This window comes from Streptomyces cyaneofuscatus, assembly GCF_042718795.1.
Classification (GTDB): Bacteria; Actinomycetota; Actinomycetes; order Streptomycetales; family Streptomycetaceae; genus Streptomyces; species Streptomyces cyaneofuscatus_A.
Map to the genome: position 1 here is coordinate 1 of NZ_JBHXOX010000076.1, position 1,007 is coordinate 1,007.

A 1,007-nucleotide genomic window follows, 5' to 3' on the forward strand; every position below is an offset into this window, starting at 1 on the left:
AGGGGGTCTTGACAGGTCCAGACCAATCGCGCTTGGGTGGTGGCCCGTCCCGTCGGCCTGCCGGGGTACCGGTGCGCCGCGCCGAAGGAGTGAGCAGTCCTGCATCGCATCAAGAGGTTCCTCACCGTACCGGCGGCCCTGGCCGCACTCGCCGCCGGCTTCTTGACAGCGACCCCCGCCGCGTCGGCCGCCTCACCCGGCGCCGGACCGTGCGCCCCGCTCCACAGCGCCTCGGTCGACTACCGCGCAGGGGACACCGTTGCGCACCACGGACGCAACTGGACCGCGAAGTGGTGGTCACGCAACGAGAACCCGGGTGCCGGGTCCGCCTGGGCCGACCGGGGCGCCTGCACCGGAGGAATCTCCGACTTCGTCATCAGCCCGGAGCGGTTCGACGAGATCTTCCCGGACCGCCACCCCTTCTACACCTACCAGGGCCTGATCGACGCGCTGCACGCCTACCCGCGCTTCGCCAACACCGCAACGCCGCAGACCCGGGCCAGGGAGGCGGCCGCCTTCCTGACGCACGCGGACTTCGAGTCGGTGGGGCTGAAGTACGTCAAGGAGATCAACGAGGCCAACTACTGGCGCAAGTGCGACGACACCCAGCCCTTCGGCTGCCCGGCAGGGCGGGAGGCGTACTACGGGCGGGGCCCGATCATGTTCAGCTGGAACGTCAACTACAAGGCCGCCGGGGACGCCCTCGGACTCGACCTGCTGAACGATCCGTGGCTGGTCGAGCGGGATCCGTCCGTCGCCTGGCGGACCGCGCTGTGGTACTGGAACACCCAGAACGGCCCCGGCACCATGACCTCGCACGAGGCGATGACCGGCGGCGCCGGATTCGGTGAGACGATCCGCTCGCTCAACGGAGCCCTGGAGTGCGACGGCGGCAACCCGCAGTCCGTGGCCGCGCGCGTGCAACGGTACGAACGCATCACCGGCATCCTCGACGTGGCACCGGGCTCCGGACTCACCTGCTGAGCAGCCGGAAGCCGCTCAACCCC

Annotated in this window: 1 protein-coding gene; it reads left to right on the forward strand. The window is 70.1% G+C overall.

Features of this window, described 5'->3' with window-relative positions:
• The first annotated feature begins 99 nt into the window (after positions 1-99).
• Positions 100-984 carry a glycoside hydrolase family 19 protein gene (locus ACFWRT_RS37610; RefSeq protein WP_380956104.1) on the forward strand — a complete coding sequence of 295 codons (885 nt, stop codon included), beginning with the start codon at positions 100-102 and terminating at the stop codon, positions 982-984.
• Positions 985-1,007: the final 23 nt, after the last annotated feature.